The sequence below is a fragment of the Halobacterium sp. DL1 genome (genome assembly GCA_000230955.3).
Lineage (GTDB): Archaea > Halobacteriota > Halobacteria > Halobacteriales > Halobacteriaceae > Halobacterium.
On sequence record CP007060.1, the window covers coordinates 2,039,415 to 2,061,812 of the forward strand.

The 22,398-nt window shown below is 68.9% G+C and carries 26 protein-coding genes; 11 read left to right on the top strand and 15 right to left on the bottom strand.

What is annotated here, in order from left to right; translation table 11 throughout:
* Positions 1 to 49: 49 nt before the first annotated feature.
* Both HALDL1_12420 and HALDL1_12425 read right to left on the bottom strand, forming a co-directional pair.
* The gene (locus HALDL1_12420; protein ID AHG05333.1) at positions 50 to 523 is read right to left on the bottom strand and encodes a hypothetical protein; all 474 of its coding nucleotides are present in this window, start codon (positions 521 to 523) and stop codon (positions 50 to 52) included.
* 69 nt (positions 524 to 592) lie between these two features.
* Complete coding sequence (locus HALDL1_12425) at positions 593 to 970, bottom strand: hypothetical protein (GenBank protein AHG04310.1); 378 nt, start codon at positions 968 to 970, stop codon at positions 593 to 595.
* Positions 971 to 1,076: 106 nt separating this feature from the next.
* On the opposite strand from HALDL1_12425, the gene HALDL1_12430 reads away from it, so the two are divergent.
* A complete protein-coding gene (locus tag HALDL1_12430; GenBank protein AHG04311.1) occupies positions 1,077 to 2,252 on the top strand; it encodes a peptidase M24 in 1,176 nt (391 codons plus the stop codon).
* Positions 2,253 to 2,514: 262 nt separating this feature from the next.
* Positions 2,515 to 3,366, top strand: a complete 852-nt coding sequence (locus HALDL1_12435) for a translation initiation factor aIF-2B subunit alpha (protein AHG04312.1) — start codon at positions 2,515 to 2,517, stop codon at positions 3,364 to 3,366.
* 21 nt (positions 3,367 to 3,387) lie between these two features.
* Here HALDL1_12435 and HALDL1_12440 read toward each other — a convergent pair whose 3' ends face one another.
* The 3 genes from HALDL1_12440 to HALDL1_12450 form a co-directional block, all read right to left on the bottom strand.
* Complete coding sequence (locus tag HALDL1_12440; protein ID AHG05334.1) at positions 3,388 to 4,389, bottom strand: hypothetical protein; 1,002 nt, start codon at positions 4,387 to 4,389, stop codon at positions 3,388 to 3,390.
* Positions 4,390 to 4,444: 55 nt separating this feature from the next.
* Positions 4,445 to 5,194 (bottom strand): hypothetical protein, encoded by a 750-nt coding sequence (locus tag HALDL1_12445; protein AHG04313.1) that lies wholly within the window; start codon positions 5,192 to 5,194, stop codon positions 4,445 to 4,447.
* Positions 5,195 to 5,260: 66 nt separating this feature from the next.
* Positions 5,261 to 6,607: a 2', 3'-cyclic nucleotide 2'-phosphodiesterase gene (locus HALDL1_12450; GenBank protein AHG04314.1), complete on the bottom strand. Its 1,347-nt coding sequence runs from the start codon at positions 6,605 to 6,607 to the stop codon at positions 5,261 to 5,263.
* 76 nt (positions 6,608 to 6,683) lie between these two features.
* Between HALDL1_12450 and HALDL1_12455 the strand changes: the two genes are divergently transcribed.
* Both HALDL1_12455 and HALDL1_12460 read left to right on the top strand, forming a co-directional pair.
* A complete protein-coding gene (locus HALDL1_12455) occupies positions 6,684 to 6,923 on the top strand; it encodes a GNAT family acetyltraansferase (protein AHG04315.1) in 240 nt (79 codons plus the stop codon).
* 246 nt (positions 6,924 to 7,169) lie between these two features.
* The gene (locus HALDL1_12460; protein ID AHG04316.1) at positions 7,170 to 7,478 is read left to right on the top strand and encodes a hypothetical protein; all 309 of its coding nucleotides are present in this window, start codon (positions 7,170 to 7,172) and stop codon (positions 7,476 to 7,478) included.
* A gap of 36 nt (positions 7,479 to 7,514) precedes the next feature.
* Here the strand turns inward: HALDL1_12460 and HALDL1_12465 are convergent, their stop codons facing one another.
* Positions 7,515 to 8,699: an alanine--glyoxylate aminotransferase gene (locus HALDL1_12465; protein ID AHG04317.1), complete on the bottom strand. Its 1,185-nt coding sequence runs from the start codon at positions 8,697 to 8,699 to the stop codon at positions 7,515 to 7,517.
* A gap of 87 nt (positions 8,700 to 8,786) precedes the next feature.
* Here HALDL1_12465 and HALDL1_12470 point away from each other — a divergent pair, with 87 nt between their 5' ends.
* The 5 genes from HALDL1_12470 to HALDL1_12490 all read left to right on the top strand — a co-directional run bounded on the left by HALDL1_12470 (position 8,787) and on the right by HALDL1_12490 (position 11,916).
* Entirely contained in the window at positions 8,787 to 9,332 is a 546-nt protein-coding gene (locus HALDL1_12470) for a mechanosensitive ion channel MscS (GenBank protein AHG04318.1), read from the top strand.
* Positions 9,333 to 9,398: 66 nt separating this feature from the next.
* Positions 9,399 to 10,322: a hydrolase gene (locus HALDL1_12475; protein ID AHG04319.1), complete on the top strand. Its 924-nt coding sequence runs from the start codon at positions 9,399 to 9,401 to the stop codon at positions 10,320 to 10,322.
* 51 nt (positions 10,323 to 10,373) lie between these two features.
* Complete coding sequence (locus HALDL1_12480) at positions 10,374 to 11,018, top strand: hypothetical protein (GenBank protein AHG04320.1); 645 nt, start codon at positions 10,374 to 10,376, stop codon at positions 11,016 to 11,018.
* Complete coding sequence (locus HALDL1_12485) at positions 11,015 to 11,683, top strand: hypothetical protein (protein ID AHG04321.1); 669 nt, start codon at positions 11,015 to 11,017, stop codon at positions 11,681 to 11,683. The genes HALDL1_12480 and HALDL1_12485 overlap by 4 nt, the downstream gene beginning before the upstream one ends.
* Positions 11,684 to 11,715: 32 nt before the next feature.
* Entirely contained in the window at positions 11,716 to 11,916 is a 201-nt protein-coding gene (locus HALDL1_12490) for a dodecin (protein AHG04322.1), read from the top strand.
* Here the strand turns inward: HALDL1_12490 and HALDL1_12495 are convergent.
* The 4 genes from HALDL1_12495 to HALDL1_12510 all read right to left on the bottom strand — a co-directional run bounded on the left by HALDL1_12495 (position 11,913) and on the right by HALDL1_12510 (position 15,812).
* On the bottom strand, positions 11,913 to 12,278 hold the full coding sequence (locus tag HALDL1_12495) for a heme biosynthesis protein HemY (GenBank protein AHG04323.1): 366 nt from the start codon (positions 12,276 to 12,278) through the stop codon (positions 11,913 to 11,915). The two genes, HALDL1_12490 and HALDL1_12495, sit on opposite strands and share 4 nt — an antisense overlap.
* 40 nt (positions 12,279 to 12,318) lie before the next feature.
* Positions 12,319 to 13,596, bottom strand: a complete 1,278-nt coding sequence (locus HALDL1_12500) for a histidinol dehydrogenase (GenBank protein AHG04324.1) — start codon at positions 13,594 to 13,596, stop codon at positions 12,319 to 12,321.
* 58 nt (positions 13,597 to 13,654) lie between these two features.
* The gene (locus HALDL1_12505) at positions 13,655 to 14,023 is read right to left on the bottom strand and encodes a hypothetical protein (GenBank protein AHG04325.1); all 369 of its coding nucleotides are present in this window, start codon (positions 14,021 to 14,023) and stop codon (positions 13,655 to 13,657) included.
* Between the two features lie 193 nt (positions 14,024 to 14,216).
* A complete protein-coding gene (locus tag HALDL1_12510) occupies positions 14,217 to 15,812 on the bottom strand; it encodes a histidine kinase (GenBank protein AHG04326.1) in 1,596 nt (531 codons plus the stop codon).
* Positions 15,813 to 16,279: 467 nt separating this feature from the next.
* Between HALDL1_12510 and HALDL1_12515 the strand changes: the two genes are divergently transcribed.
* On the top strand, positions 16,280 to 17,299 hold the full coding sequence (locus HALDL1_12515) for a short-chain dehydrogenase (protein AHG04327.1): 1,020 nt from the start codon (positions 16,280 to 16,282) through the stop codon (positions 17,297 to 17,299).
* 390 nt (positions 17,300 to 17,689) lie between these two features.
* Here HALDL1_12515 and HALDL1_12520 read toward each other — a convergent pair whose 3' ends face one another.
* Complete coding sequence (locus HALDL1_12520; GenBank protein ID AHG04328.1) at positions 17,690 to 17,914, bottom strand: ArsR family transcriptional regulator; 225 nt, start codon at positions 17,912 to 17,914, stop codon at positions 17,690 to 17,692.
* Positions 17,915 to 18,015: 101 nt separating this feature from the next.
* Between HALDL1_12520 and HALDL1_12525 the strand changes: the two genes are divergently transcribed.
* Entirely contained in the window at positions 18,016 to 18,963 is a 948-nt protein-coding gene (locus HALDL1_12525; protein AHG04329.1) for a 2-hydroxyacid dehydrogenase, read from the top strand.
* Positions 18,964 to 18,985: 22 nt separating this feature from the next.
* Here the strand turns inward: HALDL1_12525 and HALDL1_12530 are convergent, their stop codons facing one another.
* From HALDL1_12530 to HALDL1_12545, 4 genes are all read right to left on the bottom strand, one after another.
* On the bottom strand, positions 18,986 to 20,023 hold the full coding sequence (locus HALDL1_12530; protein AHG04330.1) for an aspartate-semialdehyde dehydrogenase: 1,038 nt from the start codon (positions 20,021 to 20,023) through the stop codon (positions 18,986 to 18,988).
* Between the two features lie 51 nt (positions 20,024 to 20,074).
* Positions 20,075 to 20,254: a 30S ribosomal protein S17 gene (locus HALDL1_12535; GenBank protein AHG04331.1), complete on the bottom strand. Its 180-nt coding sequence runs from the start codon at positions 20,252 to 20,254 to the stop codon at positions 20,075 to 20,077.
* 230 nt (positions 20,255 to 20,484) lie between these two features.
* Positions 20,485 to 21,468: a deoxyhypusine synthase gene (locus HALDL1_12540; protein ID AHG04332.1), complete on the bottom strand. Its 984-nt coding sequence runs from the start codon at positions 21,466 to 21,468 to the stop codon at positions 20,485 to 20,487.
* Positions 21,469 to 21,541: 73 nt separating this feature from the next.
* On the bottom strand, positions 21,542 to 22,387 hold the full coding sequence (locus HALDL1_12545; GenBank protein AHG05335.1) for a hypothetical protein: 846 nt from the start codon (positions 22,385 to 22,387) through the stop codon (positions 21,542 to 21,544).
* Positions 22,388 to 22,398: the final 11 nt, after the last annotated feature.

Consider the following 22,398-nt stretch of genomic DNA (forward strand, 5'->3'; position numbering starts at 1 on the left):
CGCTCGTACTGCGACTGCGGCGAAAAGGGTTCCGTGAAGAGTTCTGGAGTCAGGACTGCGTGGTCGTCGTCACGTCGCCGCACTCGTGGGTCGCTACGTAGGAGATTTCGACGTCGTCCTCCTGGACTGCCACGCCGAGGGCGAGACAGGACTCCGCGGTGGTCTCGCTGTTGAACAGCGTGCTGTACATCCGGTTGGTGTCCCTGACTCGGGCTCGGACCCGCCACTCGCCGCGCTGCTGTGGGAACGCCGGCGGTTCGAACGTGGCGCCGTGGACGCTCTGGCCGGCGTCTTCGCCGTCGGTCCCCTCGATGCCGACGTCCGACCAGAACACCACCTCGCCGTCGAGTTCTAGCTGGAGGTCCAGCGAGACCGACTGCGAGAGCGAGTTGCTGACCCGGACGCTGTCGAGGCGGGGGTTCTGCGACCCCGACCCCGACCCGGAGTCCGAGGAGCAGCCCGCGAGCGCGGCGAGCGAGACGACGCCCGCACGGAGCGCGTTCCGGCGCGTGATGGGTGGCATACAACCCACGTGGGAACACCGCCGAGTAAAGCGTGTGGGTTTCAGTCTCCCGACTGACGGGTCTGGCGCTCAGCGAGAGAACCCCGGGCCGGTCGGACCACGTGGTCCCCGCGGATCCTCGCCCTCGGCCAACTCGACGAACTCCGATTCGGGTTCGCCCGACACCGCCTCGCCGTCCTGAAAGCGGACGAAGTTCAGGTAGAACGGCTCCCCACAGCCGGGCTCGTCCGCTCCCTCCGTCTCTGGGTGATGCGACCACTCGACGTCGCTCTGCCCGCAGACGAGCTGCACGCCGTCTGCATCGTCGGCTTCGAACTCCTCGGCGGGCGAGACGTAGTTCCACCCCGCCAGCGGGAACGGCGTCACTGACTTGTCCGCCATGTAGGGGTCGCGGTCGAGTTCGGCGACGGCACCACAGCGCGGACAGTAGTACGTCACGGCGACCATGCAACGGATTCGCGCTCGAAGGGCAAAGGCTGCTCGTCGAGCGTGCACTGTCAACAGGGCCCGAGCCGTGGGAAGGTTATTGGATGCGCGTCCGAAACCGGCGGTCATGACGCCGCCCTATCCGAAACTGGACGCGCACCTCGAGGCCGTTGGCGCGGACGGCTATCTCCTCGACGCCGACGGCGAGGACAGCAGCCAGTACTACCTCTCGGGCTACCACGCGCCGGACAACTTCGTCACGTTGTACACCGACGGCGAGGTCCATCTGCTCGTCTCGGGGCTGGAGTACACGCGAGCAATCGAGGACAGCGACGCCGACGAAGTACGGAAGTTCGACGCGTACGGCTACCGCGAGAAGGCCGCGGACGTGGGGCCACCGAAGGCCACGAAACTGGTCGTCGCCGACTTCGTCGCGGAGTTCGGCGTCGAGTCGGTTGCCGTGCCCGCGTCGTTCCCGACCGGCACGACGGACATCCTGCGCGACCACGGCGTGAGCGTCACGCCTGCGTACCACGACCCGGTAGAGCAGGTGCGCGCCGTGAAGTCCGAAGAGGAGGCCGAACACATACGCGAGGCCCAGCGCGCGAACGAGGCGGCGATGGCGGCCGCCGAGTCCCTCGTCGAGGAAGCGAGCGTCGAGGATGGTGTGCTCCACCACGCTGGCGACGTATTGACGAGCGAGCGCGTCCGCGACCGCATCGAGGCGACGCTCCAGGACCACCAGTGCGAACCCAGCGAGACCATCGTCGCGTGCGGGCCGGCCGCCGCTCGCGCCCACGACACCGGTTCCGGGCCGCTGCGAGCAGACACGCCCATCGTCGTGGACATCTTCCCGCGGCACAAGCGCACGCGGTACTTCGCGGACATGACGCGGACGTTCGTGAAGGGCGACCCCAGCGAGCAGGTCCAGGAGTGGTACGACGTCGCGTTCGAGGCGTACGAGGCGGCACTGGACGCCATCGAACCCGGAGCGACTGGCGAGGACGTCCACTTCGCCGTCTGCGACGTCATAGAGGACGCCGGCTACCCCACGACGCGCAGCCACGACGGTCTCGAGAACGGCTTCTTCCACAGCACCGGCCACGGCGTCGGCCTGGACGTCCACGAGTCGCCACACGTCGCCGAACACGGCGAAGTGCTGGAAGCCGGTCACGTCATCACCATCGAGCCAGGTCTCTACGAGCAGGGCGTCGGCGGCGTCCGCGTCGAAGACCTCGTCGTCGTCACCGAGGACGGCTACGAGAACCTGACCGACTACCCCGACGACCTGCGAGTGCTCTGACAGGCGGACGAACTAGCAGCCAGCCAATCGCTACCGACGCAGCCGGCAGTGTGCTATTGCTATCGACAAGCCGGTAGCCTGGTGGTCGCCGGGAGAGCTTCGCTCTCCCGAGACCTCGGGAATCTTCGATTCCCGGTGGACTGTAAGGGCGACGACCGAGCGAGCGGCGCTCCGCGCCGCTCGCGAGAGAGGAGGGCTTACGAGCGGCTTACAAGGGCCATACTTCGGAAGGCCTTTTGTCGCACCCGCGGACGTATCTACCATGATAGACGAGACTGCCGAGGAGATCCGAGAGATGCGGACGCACTCCTCCTCGGTCGTCGCCGTGAAGGCCGCTCGCGCGCTCCGGGACCTCATCGACAAGGACTACCCGACCGTCGAGGAGTACGTACGAGCACTCGAACGGAACAGCAACGCCCTCCGCCGCGCGAACGCCTCCCACGCGTCGCTCGTGACCACTCAGCGGGCCGTCGTGGACGCCGTGCGTGACGCCGACCCCGCGTCCGTCGCAGAGGCAAAGGAGGTCACTGCGGCCGCCATCGAGGACGTCGTCGAGACCGTAGAGAACGCGAAACACGCGGCCGCAGAGGCCACCGCCGAGCGCATCGAGGACGGCCAGACGCTGCTCACCCACGACTACTCCTCGACGGTGCTGGAGGCGCTGGAGCTGGCCGCCCAGGACGGCAAACACCTGGAGGTGTTCGTGACGGAGGCCCGCCCGCGCCACCTCGGGCGGAAGACGGCGCGCACGCTCGCGGAGATCGACCGCATCGAACCGACGCTCATCGTGGACGGCGCCTCCGGCTACTATCTCGGCGACTGCGACCGCGTGGTCCTCGGGATGGACTGCATCGTGGATGACACGTACTACAACCGCGTGGGGACGTACCCGCTGGTCGCGACGGCCGCGGACGTCGGCACGCCCGTCACCGTCTCGGGGTCGAGCGCGAAACTCGTCGACGACGGCTTCCGCTTCGAGAACGATTACCGCGACCCCAGCGAGGTCATCCGGGAACCCCCGGAGGGCTTCGAGGTGAAGAATCCGGCGTACGACGCGACGCCGACCCGACTGCTCGACGTCGTGGTGACCGACGAGGGCGTCGAGGAGTACTGACTACGGGCCGCTCAGAGCGGTTCAGTCCAGGCGCTTCGTGCTGATCTCGTACGTCTCACCCTCGTAGCGGATGTACTGGGGTTCGTCGACGCCGAACGGCGGTATCGTCGCGTCCGGCGCCTCCAGCCTGACGGTCTGGACGCCCTCCTCGAAGAACGGGATGGTGTTCCGGAACAGCGGGCGGCTAGCCGTCCCCGGACCGGGCCGGACAATCTGCTCGGTGATGCGTTCCCTGACGGGTTGCCCCGGCGGGACGCCCGAGCGTTCGACGACGAACGCCGACGGCTCCTCTTCTTCGGTCGGTTCCTCGTCGGTGGTCACGACGACGTTGTCGCCGTCCCGCGACGCCGAGACGTCGTCGGTCGGCGTCAGTTCGACCGGGTCGCCCAGTAACTCGAAGTGCGCGCCGAGCGCCACGTGGAACGAGTCGTGGTCGTCGCCGAGCGGGAACCAGCCCTGGACGGTGAACGCGTACTCGCCACCGCCGAGGCCCGCGAGCGTGACGTCCTGGTCGGTCGACGACCCACCGGTCGGCGACTGGTCGTTGTCCACGGCGAACGACCACTCGTGGGACGCGCCTGCGGGGAGTATGTGGAGTGGCTGAGGCCAGAACTGCGGCGCGACGTGGAACCACTCGCCGTCCACGCGCTTGGACGCCGACCAGCCGTAGAAGTTCGCGTGGTACTCGTAGTCGGTGTCGTTCGCGAGCGTGAACGTCGTCGAGTCTGCGGGCAGGTCGAGTTCGTCGTCGGCCGGCGTCAACGACAGACTCGCTCCCGTCTGCTCGGGGTAGCAGACCGCTCGGCCCTCGTCGCCGAGCGGGCAGTCGCTCTGGGTCGTCGGGATTCCGAGTGACAGCAACTCCTCGGGGGTCGCGTCCGACGACGTGGTCGTCGATGTTGTCGGCGTGGTCGATGCGGTCCGTTTCGTCGGCGTATCGGTCCCCGAGGGCTGGGCGCCGGTGCCAGTGCAACCGGCGACTGCCAGCGACGCTAGCGTGCCGAGGAGGGCGCGGCGTCTCATACCGGGACGGTCGGCAGTGGCCGGTAAATGCTTCGTGGGGACGACCACGCGCGTTTCACATGTACATCCGGTCCTCGGGGCGTTCCTCCTCTGCGGTGGCCTTCATGCGCTCGCTGAGGTCCTCGTAGTGCTGGGCGACCTCCCCCGCGAACGCCTTCAGGGGCTCCGTGTCCACGCCGAGGTCGTAGACGCCGTCGACGGCCTCCACGAGGCGAATCGCTGCCTCCACGTCCGGCACCTGCGCGTGGACGGGCGTCGTGTAGACGCAGGCCCGGAGCTGCGAGTCGATGCCGCGGCCGAGCAGTTCGCCGTTCACGCCGTCGAGGAACCCGTTGCCCATCGCCGGCACGTCGACATCCCCGAGTCGCTTCTCGCGGTAGTCGTCGGTGGCGATGTAGAACGTGCGGTGTTCGTCCGGGCCGTGGGCGATGGGGACGCCGGAGAGCACGGCGACTTCGTCGACGTCCTGGCCCTCGAGCCAGGAGAGCAGCGACCGCGCGAACGGTTCGGCCGCGAGAGACGGGATGAACAGTTCGCCGACGAGCACGGTGACGTCGAGTCCCGGCTTCGAGAAGAACCGCGTGTGGTGTCGCGGCACGCCGTTCTCGAAGGGGGTGATGGCGGGCAGGCTGTCGACGACGACGTGCCCGGTCTGTTCGAGTTCGAGGTGGTCGACGAGGTAGTCCGCGGCGGTGAGGCCGGCGAGCCCATACTGCGAGAACCCGCAGAGCAGCGCGTCGTTCGGGGTGGAGTCGTGCGTGTAGTGGAAGTCGGCCTGCTCGGTGCGAACTGGTGTGTCGGCCATGTGTGAGAGAACGGGGACGACGTCCTTAGCCGTTAGCCCGGACTGGGGAGGGGTTGTCCGAAAGCCTCAGTCGTCGGCGTGCATCTCGACGCGCCCCTCTATCTCGGGGTCGATGCCGCGCTCGCGGGCGTACTCGGCGAGCACCTGGTGTTGCACGCCGAGGCGCTCGACGCGGTGGGCCTCGTCGAGGGCGGGGAACTCGTCGTCGGAGTAGAACAGGTAGTCCGTGGTGGCGAGCGTGTACGTGCGCTCGGGGTCGACGGCGTCGCCGCCGACGGTGACTTCGACGAGTTCGTCCGTATCGGCGTCCCAGACGAGTTCCGCGCCCGAGACGTGGGCGTGCCACCACTCGGGTTCCGCGAATCCCAGGCTCCCGCCGCGCGCGCCGCGGAACACGTCCAGCAGTTCCGCGCCAGTCAGTTCCGCGACGCTCACCGGTTCCTCGAAGGGCACGACGCTGACGAGGTCCGACACCGTCACCTCGCCCTCGATGGCAGGGCCGTCCCGGACGCCACCGGAGTTCTGGAGCGCTACGTCCGTCCCCGCGGCCCACCGGTAGGCGTCCGCGACGAAGTTCCCGATGCGGGACTCCCCGCGGAACAGCGTCTTCTCGGTGCGCTCCAGCGGCGTCTCGACCTCCCCGACGACGTCGTTCAGCCCGGTCTCGTCCATCCGCTCCTGGAGTCGCTCGGCGAGCGGTTCGTGAACGGGTTCGTCGGCGACGACGCGGCGGGTCACGTCCCCGGATTCGAGGTTCACTTCGAGGACGACCTCGCCGCCCGACCCCGGTCGCGTGAGGAGCGTCCCGTCGATGCGCTCGACGCGCTCCGAGGCGATGTGGCCGCCGAGGACGGCGTCCACGTCGGTGGCGGCGGCGAGTTCCTCGTCGTCGCGCCCCAGGTGGGAGAGCACGACGACGTAGTCGGCGCCCGCGTCGCGGAGGTCGGCGGCGGCCTCACGGGTCGCGGCGACCGGGTCGGTGACGGTGAGGTCGCTCGCCATCGGGTTCAGCGCGGGCGTAGCGTCGTCGAGGACGCCGAGGAAGCCGACGCGTACGCCGTCGCGCTCGACGATGGTCCACGGTTCGACGCCGCCGATGGGGTCGCCGTCGCGCGAGACGTTCGCGCTCACCCAGGTCTGTGGGGAGTCGGCGACGATTTCGGCCGTGGTGTCGGCGCCGTAGTCGAAGTCGTGGTTGCCGAACGTCGCCACGTCGGGGTCGACAGCCTCGTAGAGGTCGAGCGCCTGCCGGCCCTCGGTCACGAGCGAGAGCACGCCCGGCGACGTGTTGTCCCCGGACCCGGCGGCGATGGCGTCGCCGCGGTCGCGGAGGAGGGAGGCGAGTCGCCCGGCCTGCTCGGGCGTGTCGTAGACGTTCTCCAGGTCTGAGTAGTGGAGGATGCGGACCGCCATTGTCGACCGGAGGCGCGCACCCCCAATGAGGGCTTCGACCGCGACTGATAAATGCCGGTAGCGGCTAGCTGGAGCCATGTTGACGGTGGCGACCGACGACGGGGAGACGCTGTACGTCGCCGAGGACGAGGCCGAGCGCGGACAGGACGGCCCGTTCCTCGTCGTCTACCGCACGCCCGAGCGGGAACGCCGGTGGGGCTGGTTTTGCACGAACTGCGAGTCCGTCGACAACGCGATGGACTCGATGGGGCGCATCGAGTGCAACGTCTGCGGGAACTTCAAGAAGCCCGACGAGTGGGACTCTGCTCACGAGTAGCGCGCCCGTCCTCCCGCAAGCCGGACGATATACACAACGTGTCGGGACCTGGGTGCACGAGCCGCGTCGACAGCGAGAAGACGGCGGCTGGGCTCGACTGCGACTACCAGCGCCGGCGACTCCATGAATCGGACAGCTAGAGTTCCACTCCGATTGGTTTCCGTTCGTCCAGTTTTCTGCGTCTTTCTTCGACGTTCTGCACACGGTGGGAAAGCTTATAACCTGCTTTGCCGAAGGGTAGTACGCATGGGGACTGTTACCACCCCTCCCGACGAGCAGGCCCGGTCGATCTTCGCCGACCTCGGGTACAGTCTCGCAGGTGACGGCGCGGAGTTCTCCGCGACTCGCGACTGGAAGGAGATACGAGTCTCCGCCGTCACAGAGCACGTCGACACGCCCGACGACAGCGGCTATCGCTGTTTCGTCACGTGGGCGGACGAGGCCGACGCACTCGAGCGAGAGTTACGCCGCGTAGATCCGCCCTACGAGTGGGCGGTGATGGGGGTCGAAGAGGACGGCGACTACGAGGTAGCGCGCGCGCCGCCGGTCGAGTAACCGGCACGCCCGCGGTATTTTTCGAGGAACTGCTGCCTACCGGAGGGACTCCCGCGTCGCCGCGAGTCCCGCGTCGGCGTCGACGTCCGCACCCAGCGCGTCGAAGGCGTCGGCGAGCGCCGCGACGACCAGGGTCACGTTCTCCGGGCGAGCGCCGTGGCCCATGCAGCCGATGCGGAACACGTCGCCCGACAGGTCGCCGAGCCCGGCGGCGATCTCGAGGTCGTAGGCGTCGAGCACGTAGTCGATGACCGCGCCGTCGTCGACGCCGTCGGGCACGCGGACGGCGTTGAGACTCGGCAGCCAGTAGTCGTCTTCCGGATTGAGGCCGAGCCCCATCGCCTCGACGCCGGCCTTCAGCGCGCCCGCCATCTCCAGGTGGCGCTCCCAGCGGTTCTCGATGCCCTCCTCGGCCACGAGGCGGAGTGCCTCCCGAAGCGCGTAGACGTTCGAGACCGGCGCTGTGTGGTGGTACGCGCGCTCGTCGCCCCAGTAGCCCTCCAGCAGCGAGAGGTCGAGGTACCACGAGCGAGCGGGCTCCTCGCGGTCCAGAACTTTGTCCATCGCACGGTCGTTCAGCGTCAGCGGACTGGCACCCGGCGGACAGGAGAGGCACTTCTGCGGGCCGGCGTACGCCGCGTCGATGTTCCAGTCGTCGACGCGCAGTTCGACGCCGCCGATGCTCGTCACTGTGTCGGCGATCACGAGCGCGTCGTGGTCGTGGGCAGCCTCGGTGATGGCGGGCACGTTCGGCTGCTTCGCGCCCGTGGACGTCTCCGCGTGGACGAACCCGAAGACGTCCGGGTCGTACTCCTCGCAGGCGTCGGCCACGTCGTCGGGGTCCAGGGGTTCCCCCCACGGGGCGCCGACGCGCACCACGTCGCCACCCGCCCGGCGCGCCATCTCCGCCATCCGGTCGCCAAAGTAGCCGTTCGTCGGCGCGAGGAACGTGTCCCCGGGTTCGACGAGGTTGCCGATGGCCGCCTCCATCGCCGCGCTCCCCGTCCCCGAGACGGGAATCGTCCACTCGTTGTCCGTCTGGAACGCGTACCGGAGCAGTTCCTGGGTCTCGTCCATGATGTCGACGAACGACGGGTCGAGGTGGCCCACGAGCGGCGTGCTCATCGCCCTCAGCACGCGCGGGTGGACCGGGCTCGGCCCCGGACCCATCAGCGTTCGCTGCGGCGGATTCAGCTCGCCCACGTCTGGCGCGTCTGTCATGGCAACACACGCGTCCGGAGCGAGCAAGAAAGTTCGGGATGCGGGAGTCGTCGGCGGAGTTACGTGACCCCCGTGTGAACGGCCGGTATGCAGACCGACACGCCGTCGTCGCTGACGGAGGTGGTGGACAGGGCCATCGACGGGTTCCTGGGCAACGTCGTCGACGCCCTCCCGGAGATACTCACCGGCCTCGTCTTCCTCGCGCTCGCGGCGGTCCTCATCAGGCTAGTCGTCGCCGTCGTGCGGTGGTTCCTGCGTCGCATCTACCACAGCCAACCCATCTACGTCCAGCTGGGCGGCACGCTCGCGTCCATCGGGCTCTGGTTCGGGGCGCTGCTGGCGTTCCTCTCCGCCGTCGGCCTCCCGGAGATCGCGGCCGCGCTCGGCACCGCCTCCGGGTTCCTCGCACTCGGCGTCTCCTACGCCCTCTCCGGGATGCTCGCCGACGCCGTCGCGGGCATCTACCTCCTCCGCGACCCGGACTTCAACCCCGGCGACACCGTCGTCGCGGGCGACGTGACCGGCACCGTGAAGACCATCGAACTCCGGAAGACGCGCTTCGAGGTCGGCGACGACACCGTGGTGCGTGCCAACGCGGAGGTCGAGAAGAAGTGGACGAAGAAGGCCGAGTGAGCCCCGTTTCGGGGGGCGCCGCCGCACCCGCGTGCTTATGAGTGGGCGCGCCGTAGGCCGAACATAATGTTCGTCGGCCACGCCACGTTCGCGTTCGGCGTGATCGCCCTCCTCGCGCTCCGCCTCGGGGCGTCCCGGGAGCGCGCGCTGGTCCTCGGGGTCTTCGCCGGCCTCTTCGCCGCTGTCCCCGACGTGGACATGGCGTACGCGGTCGTCGGCCTCGTCGCCGCGGACCCGACCACGCCGTCCGCCGCCGTCAACTCGTTCTGGGGCGCCTCGACGGTCGTCCACCGCGCGGTGACGCACTCGCTCGTCGTCGCCCTGCCAGCCGCCGCGGGGTTCGCGCTCGCGCCCACGCACCGGCGTGTCGCGGCGAGCGTGCTGGTCGCCATGGTCGCGGCCGTCGCCCTCGTCTCCGGCCCCCTCGGCGTGTTCGTCGTCGCGCTGTTCGCCGCCGCCGGCTGGCTCGTCGCCGTCGGCGGCCACCGCTTCGGGGTGCGCGGGAAGAGCCTGTTCGGCGTCGCGCTGTTCGGGCTCGCCAGCCACCCGTTCGGCGACCTGTTCACGGGCCAACCGCCGCGCCTGTTCTACCCCCTCGATGTCGTCGTCTTCGACGGCCGCATCGCGCTCTCCGCGGACCCCACGTTCCACCTGCTCGGCGCGTTCGGCGTCGAACTCGTCGCGATCTGGGTGGGCGTTGTGGGCGCGCTCGCGCTCGCCGACCACCGGCTCACCGACCACATGGACGGCCGCGCGGCGGCCGGCACGGCGTACGCGCTCGCTGTGTTCGTGATGCCACCGCCGACCCTCGACGTCTCCTACCACTTCGTGTTCGGCGTCGTCGCCGTCGGCCTCGTCGCCTCCGTCCCCGTCCCGCGAGGACGCTCGATTCCCCGCCCGACGCCGTTCAACGCGCTCGTGACCGGGCTGACGACGGTCACAGTCGCCGGAGCCGCCTACGCCGTGGCGTACGCCGCGGGACTCGCATGACCCGGGTACTGCAGCCAGACGTTTGTTAAGGGAGGGGTGTGAGTTCTGGATATGACTAAGACTGACCGCCTCTCGCCGCTGATCAAGGACCAGCGGACGAACGCAGTAGTCGCGTGGCTGCTGGTCCTGTTCGTCGCGCTCGTCGGCGTCGAGAGCGCGCCCGAAGACCTCGTCTGGGTGACGTTCTCCGCGGCCGTCGTGGTCGTCGTGCTGGTACCGCCGGTGGCGTTCCGGAACGCGGCCGCGATGCTACCCTGGGAGGTGCTCCTCCTCGTCGCGCTGCCCGTCTTCGGCCGCGCGTTCACCGCGCCCGGCCTCTCCAGCGACGTGGCGACGTACCTCGCGGTGGCCGGTCTCGCGCTCGTCATCGCCGTCGAACTCGACGTGTTCACGCCGGTCGGGATGACGAACTGGTTCGCGGTGCTGTTCGTCGTCATCGGGACGATGGCGGCCGCGGGCCTGTGGGCCGTCGTCCAGTGGACCTCCGACGTGCTCCTGGGCACCTCGTTCATCCTGCCCGCCGAGCCACCGTTGACGGAGGCCCAGGAGTCGGTCGCGCTGAACGCGCTGATGTGGGACTTCGTCGCCGCGACGGCCGTCGGCGTGCTCGCCGGCGCCATCTTCGTGGTCTACTTCCGGCGGCGGGCCAACCCCCGCGTTCGTCTCCCCCAAAACGTCGAGGAGGTGGTCGAATGAGGCTCCGCGACCGTGTCGGGCTCTCCGAGCACCGCCAGGGCCAGCTCTCGCGGGCGATGCAGCTCACGCTCGTCGGCTTCGTCTTCGTGGGGTTCTACCGGATGAATCCCGGCATCATCGTCAACTCCGGTCTGGGCCTGCTCATCACGTACGTCCCGGCCGCGCTCGAACGCGACTACGACATCCCGATGGACGCCGGGCTGACCCTCTGGATTACGGCGGCGGTGTTCCTGCACGCGCTGGGCACCGTCGGCCTCCCCGGGAGTTCGACGACGTTCTACGGGCCCGGCGGCATCTCGTGGTGGGACCACCTCACCCACGCGCTGTCGTCCTCGCTGGTCGCGGCCGCTGGCTACGCGACCGTCCGCGGACTCGACGAACACCACGCCGACATCGACCTCCCGCCGAAGTTCATCTTCGTCTTCCTGCTGCTGTTCGTGATGGCGTTCGGCGTCGCCTGGGAGGTCATCGAGTTCGTCGTCGGCTATCTGGGCTCCGTCATGGGCGGGAACATCCTCACCATCTACGGCATCGAGGACACCATCCTCGACCTCATCTTCAACACGCTCGGCGGCGTACTCGTCGCCGTTTGGGGGACGGCGTACCTCACCGACGTCTCGGCAGCCGTCCGCGACCGCTTCGACGGCAGGATGGCCGGCGACTAGCTTTATCCGGCGCGCGGCGGTACACTGTACTGATGGTCTACAAGAAGATCGAACTCATCGGCACCAGCGAGGAGAGCTTCGACGCCGCCGCGGACGACGCCATCGACCGCGCCGAGGACACGCTCGAGAACGTGAAGTGGGCGGAAGTCGTCGACCAGGGCGTCGAGATAGCGAACGCGGAGAACAGGCAGTACCAGGTGGAGATGAAGGTCGCCTTCGAACTCGAGGGCTAGGTGCGGAACGACTCGCCGCAGCCACACTCGCTCTCGACGTTCGGGTTCTGGACGTGGAACCCGGCACCCTGCAGGCCGCCCTCGTAGGCGAGCTGGCTGCCGCCGACGTAGTTCAGGCTCGACTGGTCGACGAACAGGCGGATGCCGTTGCTCTCGAATATTTCGTCCTCGGGTTCCGGCTCGTTCTCGAAGCGCATCCCGTAGGAGAGCCCTGCACAGCCGCCCTGCTGGACGTAGAGTCGGAGTCCCGCTACGTCCTCGTCCATCCCCTCGCTGTCCATCAGCTCCGTGGCCTGCTCGGCAGCGGACTCGGTGGCCGTGACGACCTCCCCTCCCTCGCCCTGTTCGACGGTCGTGCTCATGAGCACACCTTCGCAAGCAGCGGGGAAAAGGATGACGCCCCTACTCGTCCGCGAACCGCGCGTCGACGCTCGCCGCGTGTCCCTCCAGTCCCTCGGCGTCCGCGAGCGTCGTGATGGTCTCCCGGAGTTCCTCCAGCGCGTCCCGGTCGAGGCGCTGGACGGTCGTCGAGCGGACGAACGTGTCGACGCTGAGGCCCCCGGTGACCTTCGCTAGCCCGTTCGTCGGCAGCACGTGGTTCGTGCCGGTGGCGTAGTCGCCCGCCGCGACGGGGGCGTACGGCCCGAGGAACACCGACCCGGCGCTGTCGACGCGGTCGAGGATGGCCTCGTCGTCGTCGGCCTGGATGGAGAGGTGTTCGGCGGCGTACGCCTCGGCGAACAGCACCGCTTCGCTCATCGAGCGCGCCACGAACACGCCGCTCGCGTCGCTCCCCAGGGCTTCTTCGATGGTTTCCGCGCGAGCCCGGTCGTCGATTCTTTCCTCGAGTTCCTCGCAGATGGCGTCGGCCGTCGCCTCGTCGTCGGTCACCGCGACGACGCTCGCGTCCGGGTCGTGTTCGGCCTGCGCGAGCAGGTCCGCAGCCACGAACCCCGGTTCGGCGGTCTCGTCCGCGACCACGAGCAGTTCGGAGGGACCGGCGAGGAAATCGATCTCCACGTCGCCCCGGACCTCGGCCTTCGCCGCGGTCACCCACTTGTTTCCCGGGCCGACGACCTTCTGGACGCGGTCGACGGTCTCCGTGCCGTAGGCCAGCGCCGCGACCGCCTGTGCGCCCCCCGCGGCGTACACCCGGTCGGCGCCCGCGGCGTGGATGGCCGCCAGCGTCACCGGGTTCAGCTCCGCCGCCGGCGGCGTCGCCACCGCGACCTGGTCGACGCCCGCGACGCGGGCGGGAATCACGCCCATCAGCACCGACGACGGGTAGGCCGCGGTACCGCCCGGAGCGTAGACGCCGACGCGTTCGAGCGGCCGGAACCGCCGCCCGAGCTCTCTCCCCTCACCGAACTCCTGGCGCCAGTCCTCGGGCACCTGGGCCTCGTGGAACGCCCGGACGTTCGCCGCGGCGTCCTCGATGGCGTCGCGCGTCGCGCCGTCTATCTCGTCGTAGGCGCGCTCGGCGGCGTCGGTGACGTCGAGGTTGCCGACCTCCACGTCGTCGAACTCGCTGGCGAACTGGCGGAGCGCCACGTCGCCCTCCGTCCGCACGCGGTCGACGATGTCCCGCACGTCCGAGCGGACGGCGTCGACGCCCGCGTCGCGCTCGAACAGCGCGCGGCGCCGCTCCGGCCCGAGGTCCGCGACGGCTTCGTAGTCCATGCTGCGCCCTACGCAGGGCCGCCGAAAAACGGTTTCTACACGCGGTCGGGGAGCGTCGTCACCGGATGGAGGGAAGCTCCAGGCGGGTCGCTAGCTCGCGGCTGGGTTCGGCGAGCGCGACGAGTTCACGCTCCTGGCTGTACTCGACGACGCCAGCGTCGGCCATCTTCGGCACGTGGACGTGGTAGAGGTCGGTGTGGATGGCGGCGACGTCCTCGGCGGAGATCTCGGTGATGCGGGCGTCGTGTTCCCAGACGGCGAGTTCGTCGGCCACGTCCGGCAGCGTGAGAGGGGTGTCGTACTCCGCGAGGCAGGCGACGACGAAGCGCCGACGGGGGTTGGACAGTACGTCCATGAGGTCGTCAGTGTCCACGTCGACGGCGGCGAGTGCAGCGTGGTCGACCCTGACACCTTCGTCTGCAGTCATTGTGACTTAGATTCGTCCCCACGGTAATGAGCTGTCGGTCTCATAGATAAGGTCTTTAAGAGTCGTCGGCGGTGATTCGCCAGTTCCCGGCGGCCCCGAAATCGCACACCGCCGGCTGTCTCCGGCGGTTTCGTGGCGCTTCCACCGCGAGGGTGGGCCTGCTACGGAGTCGGGGCCGCTGGCTGCACTGGAGTCACCCGCTGTAGGTCCCTTCTGTCGGCAGCGTGAACGAGAACGTGGTCCCCTCGCCGGGCGCCGAGTCGACTCGGATGTCGCCGCCGTGGCGCTCGACGATGCGTTCGCAGAGCGCCAGCCCGATGCCGGTGCCCGCGTGTTCGTCCTGGCTGTGGAGGCGCTGGAACACCTCGAAGACGCGGTCGGCGTTCTCCGCGTCGATGCCGATACCCTCGTCGCGCACCGACACCACCCACTCCCCCGCCTGGCGCTCCGCGGTGACGTCCACCCGCGGTGGTTCGTCGCCGCTGTACTCGATGGCGTTGTCCAGGAGGTTCTGGAACAGCTGTCGCAACTGCCCCGGGTCGCCGTCCACGACCGGGAGGGGGTCGTGCGTGATCGCTGCGTCCGTCTCCTCGACGCGCACCTGCAGGTCGTCGAGGACGTCTGACAGCACCCCGTCAAGGTCGACTGGCTCGAACGGGTCGCCCTGCGTCTCCACGCGGGAGTACTCCAGCAGCCCCTCGATCATCGCGCGCATCCGCTCGGCACCGTCCACCGCGAACTCGATGAACTCCCGGCCGTCCTCGTCGAGGTCCTCGCCGTACCGGTCCTCGACCAGCTGGAGGTAGCTCGACACCATCCGCAGGGGCTCCTGGAGGTCGTGAGATGCCGCGTACGCGAACTGCTCGAGGCGCTCGTTCGACGCCTCCAGTTTCCGCTCGTATTCCTTGCGCTCGGTGACGTCGCGGACGATGCCGGTGAAGAAGCGCTCGCCGTCGTACTCGGCCTCGCTGAACGAGATGGCGAGCGGAATCTCGGTGCCGTCCCGGTGGCGCCCGGGCGCCTCGACGAGGTCCCAGTCGAGGTTCTTCTCGCCCGTCTCGAGGTAGTTCCCTAGCGCCTGGAAGTGCCGCTCGGCGACGTCGGAAGCCATCAACATCGCCAACGGTTCCCCCACGAGTTCCGCCGGTTCGTAGCCGAAGATGTCCTCGACGGCCGGGTTCACCGACTGGACGACGCTTCGCTCGTCGATAGTGACGATGGCGTCGTTGGCCGCCTGCGTGAGCGCCCGGTACTGCTCGAGGCGCCGCTGGTTGTTCGACCCCTCGCGGTCGAGTGCCGAGGCGAGGACCCCTGCGACGCGCTGGAGGAACGCCCCATCATGCTCCGTGAACGCCCGAGGCTCGGTCGTATGGACGCTCAACACACCCCACGGGTCCGCGACGGGTCCGACGACCACGCCGACGCCACCCACGGCGTCGTGGCCCTCGAGCAGGTCCGACTCGGGCGTCCCTTCCACGTCCGCCACAACCGGCTCCTCCGAGGTAAGCACGCCCCACAGCCACGAGTCCTCGTCCGCGGTGACCGTCGCCGTTCCGACCGCGTCCGTCCGCCAGCCCACCCCCTCGCGGAGCAGGAGTTCGTCGGCGGCGCGCCGTTCGAACACCGCGACGTAGGCGGCCTCCAGGGAGTCCGCGGCAGCCTCGGCCGCGTGGTGTAGCAGCTCGTCGGTGTCGCTGGTCTCGAGGGCCACCTGGCCGAGTTCCGCGAGGCGTTCCTGTCGGCGGCCGCTCTCCCGAAGCGCGGCGTCCGAATCGGAGCGCTGGTCCATTCGGTCGATAGTAACGAGTCAGCGCGTAAGGCCTTCGTGGCTAGGTGCCCCTGTCTGTCGGACGACGCGGGGTTAGAAACCGCGGGGGTCGAACGCTGCCGCCCGGTTCAGGGGGTGGACACCGAGTAGACGCAGCTGCTCGGACGGGTCGGTGCGTCGTCACCGAGGGACACGGTCGGCCGAACAGGCACTCCAGCGGTCCAGCGGTCGGCGTTGGCGCGCGCTGGCTGTCGACGGCGGCTACTGGCACGGAGAACAGTCACCCGCAGTACTGACGACGAATCGAGGGGTAGATTCCGGGGCTGCAACTGCAGGCAGTGTTCCCAAACCGGTCGCGGCCGTTCGACTAGGTCGGCACGAACCGAGTGACTCCAGATGAACCAGGCACCCACCGCCACCACCAGTCCAGTCGCACAGCGGCACTCGAGACAACCCGCGCGGAGCGCACGAACGAGAGGGCGGCGGCGATGAACGTGGACCTGAAACCTCTCGACCAGCAGGTGCTGGTCATCACGGGCGCGACCTCCGGCATCGGGCTGGCGACCGCGCGCATGGCAGCCGAGCGCGGCGCGAAAGTGGTGCTCGCCGCCCGCAGCGAGGACTCGCTGGCCGAACTGGCCGAGGAGATTACGACCGTGGGCGGCGACGCGACGTACGTCGTCGCGGACGTGCGGAACCGCGAGGACGTCCGCGAAATCGCCCGCACGGCCGAGGAGACGTACGGCGGCTTCGACACGTGGGTCAACGTCGCGGGCGCGTTCCTCTACGGCAGACTCGAGGACACGCCCGTCGAGGAGATGCGCGAGCAGTTCGAGACGAACGTCTGGGGGCTGCTGTACGGCAGCCTCGAGGCCGCCGACCACCTGAAGGGACGGGGCGGCGCCATCGTCAACATCGGCAGCGTCGTCTCCGACCGCGCCATCCCGCTGCAGGGGAGTTACTCCGCGTCCAAGCACGCCGTCAAGGGGTTCACCGACGCGCTCCGGATGGAACTGGAGGAGGAGGGTGCCCCCATCTCCGTGACGCTCGTCAAACCCGCGGCCATCGACACGCCGTACCCCGAGCACGCGAAGAACTACATGGACGAGGAGGCGGCGCTCCCGCCGCCCGTCTACGCCCCAGAGACGGCCGCGCGTGCCATCCTGCAGGCCGCCGAACAGCCCCAGCGGGACGTCTTCGTCGGCGGCGGCGCGAAGGGAATGGCGGTGCTGGGCAACTACGCCGCGAGCCTCACTGACCGGGTGATGGAGGCCACGTTCTTCGACCAGCAGACGACCGGCCGGCCGCCGTCCCAGCCCGACCGGAGCGGCATCGACGAGTCGGTCGGCGACCTCGAACAGCGGGGCGACCACGAGGGCCACGTCGCGAAGTCCAGCGCCTACACCCGGCTCTCGCAGGGCGGCTCCTCGTCCGGGCGGGCGCTACTGAGCGCCGGCATCGTCGCTGCGGGGTTCTACGGCGCCTACCGGATGCTCCGTGGACGGTGACTACGGCAGCGGCTACGGCGTGAGAATGTCGCCCGCGACACTAACGACCGACCTCATCCGTGGGCGGCGTGCCCCGTTGGCCGGGAAACCCTCGTGGCGGGCGGGCGACCTCGTTGAGGTCGCCGAGTGGCGAGCCGGTGAAACCGGCGAGCCGGGTGGCGCATAGCGCCACCAGATGCCGAGCCGACTTGCGCCGTCTCGGCGAGTGATTCGTGACGTGAATCGACCGGACGCTGCGGGCGCCGACCGGGCGCGGTGCGGACGCCAGCCGGGAACCGAAGTTCCGTATCGCACGCCGGGGTTCTCCGAGCGTCATCGCGTCCGCGTGGACGAACTCGGTCGGGGACAAACGGCGCGCACTCGGACGTAGGGACCCGCGTAGAAAGAGGGTTACGCCCCGTCCTCGTCGAGGGCGTACACCTGCTGGCGGCTCTCACAGAGCCCGCAGACGCACTCCGCGAGGCCCGGGTCGGCGAGTTCGGCGAGCGCCTCGTTGGCCGTCTCCTCGGAGAGGCGCGCCTCCTCGGCCACCTCCGCGGGGGAGAGCGGGCCGCAGTTGTCCAGTACGACGCGCGCGAGCTTCGCCGCGCACGACAGCGTCCCGGACTCGCTCATCATTCGACCGTACTCTACTCGCGTCAAAAACCCTTCGTAAACCGGCGAGTCGGGTGCGAGTCGCGGAACGCTTACGGCTCGCCGCGTCGACCACCCAGACCATGGTCGACATCACCGTCCTCCGCCGAGGAGCGCACGGCATGCCGATGGACGAGTACGCCGCCGCACTCCGCGAGCGCCTCCCCGACCGCGAGGTCGCGCTCGCACGGACGCCGGGCGAAGAGCGCGCGCTGGTCGCCGACGCGCGGGTCGTCACCGGCAGCGCCATCGACGAGGAGCTGCTCGCGGTGGCCGACGAGCTGGAGCTGTTCGCGTGCTCCTACGCCGGATACGGCCACCTGCCGATGGACGCGTTCCACGAGCGGGGCGTCGCGGTGACGAACGCCGCGGGCATCCACGCGCCGAGCATCGCCGAACAGGTGCTTGGCTACCTGCTGACGTTCGCCCGCGACCTCCACGAGGGGTGGCGGCGCAAGCAGAACCGCGAGTGGCGGCACTACCAGGCCCGGGAACTCGGTGGCTCGACGGTCACCGTCGTCGGGATGGGCGCCATCGGACACGCCGTGGTCGAGCGGCTGCAGGGCTTCGACGTCGACACCATCGGCGTGCGGTACACCCCGGAGAAGGGCGGCCCGACGGACGAGGTCGTCGGCTTCGAGGAGGAGGCGTTCCACGGCGCGCTCGCCCGGACCGACTACCTCGTGCTGGCGACGCCGCTCACCGACACCACGCGGGGGCTCGTCGACGAGGCGGCGTTCCAGACGCTCCCCCCGGAGAGCGTGCTCGTGAACGTCGCTCGCGGCGGTGTGGTGGACACGGACGCGCTGGTCGCGGCCGTCCAGCGCCAGGCCATCCGGGGCGCCGCCCTCGACGTCACCGACCCGGAGCCGCTTCCCGAGGAGCACGCGCTGTGGAACTTCGAGAACGTCCTGTTGACGCCGCACAACGCCGGCCACACGCCCGAACACTGGAACCGCCTCGCGGACATCCTGGCGACGAACGTCCCGCGGCTCGACAGGGGCGAGGACCTGGAGAACAGAGTGGACTAGCAGTACGACCGAGACCGGTTGTCTACAGCCAGCCCTCGCGGGCGAGCAGTTCGCCGTTGAGGAGGCTGGCGCCCGCGGCGCCGCGGACGGTGTTGTGCGCGAGGCAGTTGTACTGGACGCCCGTCTCGGTCTGCTGGATGCCGCCCGCGGCGACGGCCATCCCGTCACCGAGCATCCGGTCGAGGCGCGGCTGCGGGCGACTCGGGTCCTCGAACACCTCGATGAGTGGGTCGGGCGCGCTCGGCAGGTCGAGGGTCGACGCGTCCTCGAACGCCGCGGCGACGTCCGCCGGCGTCGGGTCGTCGGCGGTCTCAGCGAACACGTTCTCGAGGTGGCCGTCGAGGGTCGGTACGCGGTTGCAGGAGGCGGAGACGACGGCGTCGTGCCACTCGACCTCGGCGCCCGTGAACTCGCCGAGGAGCTTCCGGGACTCGGACTCCATCTTCTCCTCCTCGCCGCCGATGTGCGGGACGACGTTGTCCAGAATCTCCATCGACGTGACGCCGGAGTAGCCCGCGCCGGAGACAGCCTGGAGCGTGGAGACGTGGACCCGGTCGAGGCCGAACTCGTCGAGGGCGTTCAGGGTGGGGACCATCGTGATGGTCGAGCAGTTCGGGTTCTTCACGAGCGCGCCGTCCCAGCCGCGCTCGTCGCGCTGGACCTCGATGAGGTCGAGGTGGTCGGCGTTCACCTCGGGGATAACGAGCGGCACGTCGTCGGCCGTGCGCGCGTTCGAGGAGTTCGAGGAGACGACGAAGCCCGCCTCGCAGAGCTCGGGTTCGACGCGCTCGCCGACGCCCGACGGGAGCGCAGAGAACAGGAGGTCGGTGTCGTCGGGGATGGCGTCTGGGTCGGTATCGCGAACGATGATGTCCGCCGTCGAGTCGGGAATCGGAGTGTCGAGTCGCCAGCCCGCAGCCTCACGGTACGGCTTGCCCGCGCTGTCGGAGCTCGCAGTGAGGACGGAAAGTTCGAACTCCGGGTGGTCGTCGAGCAACTGTACGAACCGCTGCCCGACGGCGCCGGTCGCGCCGAGTACGCCTACAGATACAGGGGTCATACCCGTCTCTCGGGGGCGGGTAGGTGAAACCCCTTCGGATGCGGGAAAAATTCAGTTACGCTTGTGCGTGATGTAGCCCGCGATGCGGTTGCGGACCTCCTTGGACTCGATGTTCGTCAGCTCCGTGACCGCTTTCTTGTTGTGCTCGAAGTCCTCCCGCGAGAACGCCTCCTCGTAGCGCTCCATGAGGATGTTCCCGGTCTTCTTGACGTAGTCGGGCTTGATGGCCATACGCCTCGTTTCTCCCGCCGTTCGTTAAAAGGATTCGTTTCGTGGGAGGCGCTAGTGGGTGTCTGTAGCAGAGGGAGTGGTGGTTGAGGGTTAGGCAGATGTCTTCGCCACCTCGAAAGCCCCGAGGCTGTGAACTCGGGAGACTCGCTGCGCGCGTCGCGGACGGTTCAGCGAGCAGGGGCTTTCGAGGATAACAGAATCGACCAGTCCCCGGCAGTAACTGAGTACTGCTATTCTGGCCGCTCGAACGCGCCAGCAACGAGCAGCGGGAACACGAGCGTCGCCTCGGCCTCGATCTGCGTGTAGTTCGTCTCGGAGTCGTCCTTGATCTTCCCCCAGGAGACGGCCTCTTCCGGGGGCGCACCCGAGAGCGAGCCGTCGCCCTCCATGCCCGTGGAGATGTAGACGGCGTAGTCGGCGCCGCCGCGGAAGAGGTTCGTCATGATGGCGTGGTGCTTGGGGACGCCGGCGCCGACGGCGATGAGACCGGTCTTCTCGGCGAGCAGCCCCTCCTCGATGAGCGAGTCGTAGTCGTCGACGATCTCGATGCCGACCTCGGAGTCGTAGCCCTGGCGGTAGTAGTAGAGGAAGTTCCCGATCTCGGCGTCAGTCAGGGCGGGACAGAAGACGGGGACGTCCTGGTCGGCAGCGTTCTTCAGGATGGAGTCCTCGTCGTCGAGGGTCTCGCCGAGTTCCCGCGCGAACGCCGTGGGGGTGCGGAGCTTCTCCTCGGCGAAGAATTCCTCGAAGAAGTCGTAGAGGTACTCCTCCAGCCAGACGTAGCGGTCCGAGGGGACGAAGATGTTGCCGAGGCGGTTGATTCCCTCCTCGCGGAGCGCGGCCTCGTCGGCGTCCCACTCGCCCATCTTGAACGGCCTGGCGGTCTTGATGACGTCCTCCGTCAGGGACCCGGAGGTGGTGATGATGACGTCGACGTACCCCTCGCGGACGAGATGCGCGACGACCTCTCGGAGGCCCGAGGAGACGATGTTCGACGTGAACGTGAGGTAGACGGTGGCGTCGTCCTCGTGCATCTCCCGGGTGATGTCGACGCCCTCGGCGAGGTGGGTCGCCTGGAAGCCGGTCGTCGCGTAGGCGTCTAGCATCTCGAAGAAGTCGAACTCGCCGCGGAAGTCGTAGCCGCGCACGTCCGGCGTGTCGAGGGTTTCGTCGCTCCCCGGCAGGACGTTCTCGCGGGTGTCGTCGTCGGTCATGCCCGTCCGTTGTGAGCGCGCGGATTTGAACGTCCCGACATCCGGCGGACGGCCCGGTCTGCACGCCTGACCGCTACTCGCCGGCGTCCGTCCGCCGGTACCGCCACAGCGCATCGTCGCCGTCGCCAGTACGCTCGACGCCGGGCAGTTCGGCGAGATGGTCCTGGACGAAACCCCACCACTCGTCGGGTGACTCGTAGCCAGCGTCGCGCTCCGGGTAGACCTGCTCCCGGAACTCGGCTGCCGTCGCCTCGTCGCGCTCGGCGAGCAGTTCGAACACCGCGCGGATGGCCTGCCGTTCGTCGTCCTCGATCGGGAGGCGTTCGAGCGCGAACTTCACGCTGTTCCGGCGGTTCCCCTTCGGGCCGAGCAGCAGGCGGCCGTCGTCGGTCCGCTGGTCAACGATGGGTGCTCCCTCGAATTGCCACTCGCCGTTCGGGGAGTCGGGTGCGTCGACAGACGGCAGCGCGGCGAGGCGGTCGGAGACGAGGTCCGCCCACCAGGCGTCGCTGTCGTCGTACTCCGCGGGGTCCTCGGGGAAGATGGCGTCGACGATCTCGGGCGCGGTCGCCTCCCCCCAGTAGTGGAGGAACGCGAAGGCGTTCCGGACGGCCTCCTCGCGGTCCGGCCGGAGGTCGAAGGACTGGATGGCCGCCTCGACGTCGGCGGGCGTGTCGATGCGGTTGTCCTGGGTTCCAGCGGGGGACGCTGCCACGACGCGCTGGCCGTCCTCGGTGAGCGCGTAGGTGTCCTCCCGGACCTGCTCCACCAGACCGTTGTCGAGGAGCCTCGGGAACCGCTCGCGGATCTGCTCGGGGCTCGCGTTCACGGTTCCGGCGAGCGACTCGACGTCCGTCTCCTCACCGTGGAGTCGCTCGAGGATGGCCCGGTCGCGGTCGTCGAGCGTGTTGCTCGCCATACGTCGACTAC

Bases quoted from the DNA above. Each gene is read 5' to 3' on its own strand.
- HALDL1_12505 (AHG04325.1), bottom strand. From the start codon at position 14,023: ATGACTGCAGACGAAGGTGTCAGGGTCGACCACGCTGCACTCGCCGCC.
- HALDL1_12515 (AHG04327.1), top strand. From the start codon at position 16,280: ATGAACGTGGACCTGAAACCTCTCGACCAGCAGGTGCTGGTCATCACG.
- HALDL1_12500 (AHG04324.1), bottom strand. From the start codon at position 13,596: ATGGACTACGAAGCCGTCGCGGACCTCGGGCCGGAGCGGCGCCGCGCG.
- HALDL1_12440 (AHG05334.1), bottom strand. From the start codon at position 4,389: ATGAGACGCCGCGCCCTCCTCGGCACGCTAGCGTCGCTGGCAGTCGCC.
- HALDL1_12525 (AHG04329.1), top strand. From the start codon at position 18,016: ATGGTCGACATCACCGTCCTCCGCCGAGGAGCGCACGGCATGCCGATG.
- HALDL1_12490 (AHG04322.1), top strand. From the start codon at position 11,716: ATGGTCTACAAGAAGATCGAACTCATCGGCACCAGCGAGGAGAGCTTC.
- HALDL1_12520 (AHG04328.1), bottom strand. From the start codon at position 17,914: ATGAGCGAGTCCGGGACGCTGTCGTGCGCGGCGAAGCTCGCGCGCGTC.
- HALDL1_12530 (AHG04330.1), bottom strand. From the start codon at position 20,023: ATGACCCCTGTATCTGTAGGCGTACTCGGCGCGACCGGCGCCGTCGGG.
- HALDL1_12450 (AHG04314.1), bottom strand. From the start codon at position 6,607: ATGGCGGTCCGCATCCTCCACTACTCAGACCTGGAGAACGTCTACGAC.
- HALDL1_12465 (AHG04317.1), bottom strand. From the start codon at position 8,699: ATGACAGACGCGCCAGACGTGGGCGAGCTGAATCCGCCGCAGCGAACG.
- HALDL1_12425 (AHG04310.1), bottom strand. From the start codon at position 970: ATGGTCGCCGTGACGTACTACTGTCCGCGCTGTGGTGCCGTCGCCGAA.
- HALDL1_12535 (AHG04331.1), bottom strand. From the start codon at position 20,254: ATGGCCATCAAGCCCGACTACGTCAAGAAGACCGGGAACATCCTCATG.
- HALDL1_12445 (AHG04313.1), bottom strand. From the start codon at position 5,194: ATGGCCGACACACCAGTTCGCACCGAGCAGGCCGACTTCCACTACACG.
- HALDL1_12545 (AHG05335.1), bottom strand. From the start codon at position 22,387: ATGGCGAGCAACACGCTCGACGACCGCGACCGGGCCATCCTCGAGCGA.
- HALDL1_12540 (AHG04332.1), bottom strand. From the start codon at position 21,468: ATGACCGACGACGACACCCGCGAGAACGTCCTGCCGGGGAGCGACGAA.
- HALDL1_12485 (AHG04321.1), top strand. From the start codon at position 11,015: ATGAGGCTCCGCGACCGTGTCGGGCTCTCCGAGCACCGCCAGGGCCAG.
- HALDL1_12460 (AHG04316.1), top strand. From the start codon at position 7,170: ATGGGGACTGTTACCACCCCTCCCGACGAGCAGGCCCGGTCGATCTTC.
- HALDL1_12455 (AHG04315.1), top strand. From the start codon at position 6,684: ATGTTGACGGTGGCGACCGACGACGGGGAGACGCTGTACGTCGCCGAG.
- HALDL1_12480 (AHG04320.1), top strand. From the start codon at position 10,374: ATGACTAAGACTGACCGCCTCTCGCCGCTGATCAAGGACCAGCGGACG.
- HALDL1_12435 (AHG04312.1), top strand. From the start codon at position 2,515: ATGATAGACGAGACTGCCGAGGAGATCCGAGAGATGCGGACGCACTCC.
- HALDL1_12420 (AHG05333.1), bottom strand. From the start codon at position 523: ATGCCACCCATCACGCGCCGGAACGCGCTCCGTGCGGGCGTCGTCTCG.
- HALDL1_12430 (AHG04311.1), top strand. From the start codon at position 1,077: ATGACGCCGCCCTATCCGAAACTGGACGCGCACCTCGAGGCCGTTGGC.
- HALDL1_12475 (AHG04319.1), top strand. From the start codon at position 9,399: ATGTTCGTCGGCCACGCCACGTTCGCGTTCGGCGTGATCGCCCTCCTC.
- HALDL1_12510 (AHG04326.1), bottom strand. From the start codon at position 15,812: ATGGACCAGCGCTCCGATTCGGACGCCGCGCTTCGGGAGAGCGGCCGC.
- HALDL1_12495 (AHG04323.1), bottom strand. From the start codon at position 12,278: ATGAGCACGACCGTCGAACAGGGCGAGGGAGGGGAGGTCGTCACGGCC.
- HALDL1_12470 (AHG04318.1), top strand. From the start codon at position 8,787: ATGCAGACCGACACGCCGTCGTCGCTGACGGAGGTGGTGGACAGGGCC.